Raw genomic sequence first — 4,382 nt, 5'->3', positions numbered from 1 at the left:
GCGTGGGCTCGCGGTGGGGCTGCGGCGGGCCGTCGACGTCCGGGCCGAGCTGGTGACCTGCGGGTATGACGGTGACGCCACGCTGGTCTGCGCGCTGAGCTGGGAATCCCGATCACGCAGGGTCAGCGCGGTGGCCACCCCGCCGAGGCCGGCCAGCGCCAGCAGCGCCACCACCACGGTGGCGAGCCGGCCGCGCCGGCGAGGCCGTGACGGGCCGGGCGGCACCGGCCCGTACGCCGGGCCCGGGCTGTGACCGGGGCTGTGACCGGGGCCGTAATCAGGGCCATGGCCCGGTGCGTTGTGTGGTGGGTGGTGATGGCCGGCCGGTGTCTGGTCCCACTGCGGCTGGTGGGCCGGTGTGTGCCCGAACCCCGGTGGCGCCGTCTGCTGGTAGGGCGCCTGGGGATAGGACTGCTGCTGGAACGGCTGCTGGTAGGCGTCGGCCGGCGGCCCGGCGGCGGGCGGCGGCCCGGCGGGCGCCGAGGTGGGCGGGGGTGTCAGTAACCACCAGCGGGCCAGGGCGGTCTCGGTCGCCCGGACGGATTCGCCCGCGTCGGCGACGTCGTGCCCGACGAGCCGGGCGACGAGGTGCGCGGCGGTCGGGCGCCGTGCCGGGTCCTTGTCGAGCGCCGTGGCCAGCACCGGGGCGAGGTGGGCGGGGACGCCGGTGAGGTCGGGCTCGGCGGTCATGATCTGTACTGCGACCGCCTCGGGCCGTTCGCCGGCGAACGGCTGGCGGCCGGTGGCGGCAAAGGCCATGCAGGCGCCCCAGGCGAAGATGTCGGCGGCGGGGCCGGCGCGCTCACCCCGCAGCTGCTCGGGGGCCATCCAGACGATGGTGCCGATCAGGGTGCCGGTGCGGGTGTGGCTGGTCGAGTCGGCCGCCCGCGCGATCCCGAAGTCGATGACCTTCGGGCCCTCCCAGGTGACCAGGATGTTGGACGGCTTGAGGTCGCGGTGGATCACGCCGGCGGCGTGGATGGCGACCAGGGCGTCGGCGAGCCCGACCGCCAGCCCGTCGAGCAGGTGCCCGGTGAAGGGCCCGCGCCCGGCCACCGCGTCGGTCAGGCTGCGGCCCTCGACGTATTCGGCCGCCATCCAGGGGCGCGGGCCGTCGAGGTCGGCGTCGAGGACGGCGGCCACACTGCCGCCGCGTACCCGCCGGGCGGCGGCGACCTCAGTGCGGAAGCGGCTGCGGAACTCCGGGTCGTCGGCGAGGCCGGGGGAGGGCACCTTGACCGCCGCCGGCCGGCCGTCCGCGCCGAACCCGAGGTAGACGGTGCCCATGCCACCGGCGCCGATCCGGCCCTGTAGCCGGTATGGCCCGATCTGTCGCGGGTCGTCGCTGGACAGTGGCTGGAGCACGCTTCTCCCTTCGGACGCCGTCCACCCGCGGCACCGGCGGCTGGCGCACCTGATTCTCCCTGATACCCGTCACCCGCTGCCGGCGCCAGGTGGCTTATGTCGATCATTCGGCGTTATCGACGTAGGGCAAAAAAATTTCTCTGGATCTCGGAAATTTGATCTAGTATATTAATGATCTCAAGGTATCAACGGAAAGATTTCTTTTCCCTTGGGGAGCTCCGCACGGAAAGGGGAAGCAGGATGTCGACCACCTCCACATCCGGCGCCACATCCGGCGCCACCGCCACACCGACGCCGACGGCCGCGCCCGTCCGGGGGTGGGCCGCCACCGCGGCCCCTCCCGCGCGCACCCGCCCGGCCGCGCGCGGCACGCTCGTCGACGCGCCCGCCGGCACGGCCACGCCCGCTATTTTTGGTCCCGCGGTCACGGCGGTCACGGCGGTCACGGCGGACGCGACGGACGCGGCGGTCACGGCGGTCACGGCGGTTACGGCGGTTACGGCGGTTACGGCGGGCGCGGTGGGCGCGGTGGGCGCGGCGGGCACGACGGGCGCGGTGGTAGCGCCGCGCGACGTTCTCGACGTGCTCGGCCGCCACGTCATCGCGGACGGCTTCGGTATCGTCCTCGATCTTGAGCGCAGCCGCGGGAGCTGGCTCGTGGACGCCCGGGACGGCCGGCGCTACCTGGACCTCTACAGCTTCTTCGCGTCCGCGCCGCTGGGGATCAACCCGCCGGAGCTGACCGGCGACCCCGCCTTCCTCGCCGAGCTCACCGCCGCGGCGGTGAACAAGCCGGCCAACTCCGACATCGCCACCGCCGCCTACGCCGGGTTCGTCGAGACGTTCACCCGCGTCCTCGGTGACCCGGAGCTGCCGCACCTCTTCTTCGTCGAAGGCGGGGCGCTCGCCGTCGAGAACGCGCTGAAGTGCGCCTTCGACTGGAAGAGTCGGCACAACGCCCAGGCCGGCCGGCCCGCCTCGCTGGGCCGGCGGGTGCTGCACCTGCGGCATGCCTTCCACGGCCGCAGCGGATACACCCTGTCGGTGACCAACACCGACCCGGTCAAGACCGACCGGTTCCCCGTCTTCGACTGGCCCCGCATCGACCCGCCGGCGGTCAGGTTCCCGCTGGACGCGCGCGGCCTGGCCCGCCTCGCCGAGGCCGAGGCGGCCGCGCTGGCCCAGGCCGAGGCCGCGTTCGCCCGCCATCCTCATGACATCGCCTGCTTCCTGGCCGAGCCGATCCAGTGCGAGGGCGGCGACAACCACCTGCGGGCCGAGTTCCTCTCGGCGATGGAACGCCTCTGCCGCGCCCACGACGCGTTGTTCGTCCTCGACGAGGTGCAGACCGGGGTGGGGATGACCGGTTCGGCCTGGGCCTACCAGCAGCTGGGCCTGCGTCCGGACGTCGTCGCGTTCGGCAAGAAGGTGCAGCTCGGCGGGGTGATGGCCGGCCGGCGGGTGGACGAGGTGGCCGACAACGTCTTCCGGGTGCCGGGGCGGATCAACTCGACCTGGGGCGGCGGCCTGGTCGACATGGTCCGGTCGCGGCGCATGCTCGAGGTGATGGCGGCCGACGGGCTGTTCGCCCGCGCCGGCGATCTCGGCCGCGACCTGCTCGCCGCCCTCGGCGGGCTCGCCGGGAAGTATCCGTCGCTGGTGTCGAACCCGCGTGGGCGCGGGCTGCTGTGCGCGATCGACCTCCCCTCGGCGCGGTGCCGGGACGACGTGGTCCGCCGGCTGCGGGCCGAGGAGAGCGTGCTGGTGCTGCCCGCGGGTGTCCGCGCGCTGCGGTTCCGGCCGGCGCTGACCGTCTCCGCGGCCGAGCTGGAGCTCGGCGTGGCCGCCCTGGGCCGGGTCCTCGCCCGCGTCCCGACTCTATGATCGGATCCCGACCGGATGACCGGATAACCGGATGACCGGATTCGGGGCTGGGTGGCCCGGGCCGCTCCGGATGATCGACTGCATGGTCCGTCAGATGATCGACTGGATGGTGAGGTCGTCGACATGAAGATCCATCAGGCGCCGCCCCGCCCGGCCGTCCCGCCGCGCCGGGTGGAGCTACTGATCGGTGACGGAGCCGGGCCCACCGGCCGGCGGCCGGCGGCGGCCCGGGCCGTGACCCGTTCGACGAATCCGGCTCACCTCGACGAGGTGGTCGCCGAGGTGAGCCTCGCCGGCCCCGCCGACCTGCTGGACGCCTGCGCCGCCGCGCGGGCGGCGGCACCGGGCTGGGCGGACGTGCCCGCGCCGGTCCGCGGCAGCGTCATCGCGAACCTTGGGCACCTCGTCGAGGCCAACGCCGAGGCGCTGGCCCGGCTGGTGACGCGCGAGGTCGGCAAGCCGCTGGCCGAGGCCCGCGGCGAGGTGCAGGAGGTCGTCGACACCTGCCGTTTCTTCCTCGGGGAGGGCCGGCGCCTCTACGGCGAGACCGTGCCGTCGGAGATGCCGGACAAACAGCTGTTCACCTTCCGGGAACCGGTCGGCGTCATGGTGGTGATCACCGCCGGGAACTTCCCGGTGGCGGTGCCGTCCTGGTACATCGTGCCGGCGCTGCTGTGCGGCAACACCGTCGTGTGGAAGCCGGCGGTCTACGCGGCCGCGTGCGCGCAGGCGTTCACCGAGCTGATCCTGCGTGCCGGGGTGCCCCACGGCGCGGTCGGGCTCGTGCCGGCCGAGGGCGTGGAGACGTTCACCGGCCTGGAGCGCGCCCTGGACGCCGGGCTCGTCGACAAGGTCGGCTTCACCGGGTCGACCGAGGTCGGGCGGATGATCGGCGAACTGTGCGGCCGGCACCTGCAGACCCCCTGCCTGGAGCTGGGCGGGAAGAACCCGATGGTCGTCGCGCCCGACGCCGACCTCGACGCGGCGGCCGCCGGCGCGGTGTTCTCCGGGTTCGCCACCGCCGGGCAGCGGTGCACCTCGCTGGGGACGGCGATCGTGCACGAGTCCGTGCACGGGGAGTTCCTGCGCCGGCTGGTGGCCGCGGTCGAGGACGCGCGCATCGGCGACCCGGT

At 74.0% G+C, this 4,382-nt stretch carries 3 protein-coding genes; 2 read left to right on the top strand and 1 reads right to left on the bottom strand.

Annotation, left to right across the window (positions count from 1 at the left end; genetic code table 11):
* On the bottom strand, window positions 1–1,365 hold a 1,365-nt coding region (locus AC5LSR_RS21980), incomplete at its 3' end, for a serine/threonine-protein kinase (RefSeq protein WP_493468936.1).
* A 240-nt stretch (window positions 1,366–1,605) separates the two neighbouring features.
* Here AC5LSR_RS21980 and lat point away from each other — a divergent pair.
* Together lat and AC5LSR_RS21970 are read left to right on the top strand one after the other, a co-directional pair.
* The gene (gene lat, locus AC5LSR_RS21975; RefSeq protein WP_493468935.1) at window positions 1,606–3,249 is read left to right on the top strand and encodes an L-lysine 6-transaminase; all 1,644 of its coding nucleotides are present in this window, start codon (window positions 1,606–1,608) and stop codon (window positions 3,247–3,249) included.
* A gap of 123 nt (window positions 3,250–3,372) precedes the next feature.
* Window positions 3,373–4,382, top strand: a 1,010-nt coding sequence (locus AC5LSR_RS21970; protein WP_493468934.1) for an aldehyde dehydrogenase family protein, incomplete at its 3' end; no start/stop codon positions are given.

The sequence above is a fragment of the Protofrankia sp. CiP1_Cm_nod4 genome (genome assembly GCF_982290645.1).
The sequence above is the reverse complement of the archived record's forward strand: the minus strand, read 5'-3'. Positions and strand labels throughout refer to the sequence as shown.

Excerpts from the sequence above, each read along its gene's own strand:
- lat (WP_493468935.1), top strand. The coding sequence starts at position 1,606 with ATGTCGACCACCTCCACATCCGGCGCCACATCCGGCGCCACCGCCACA.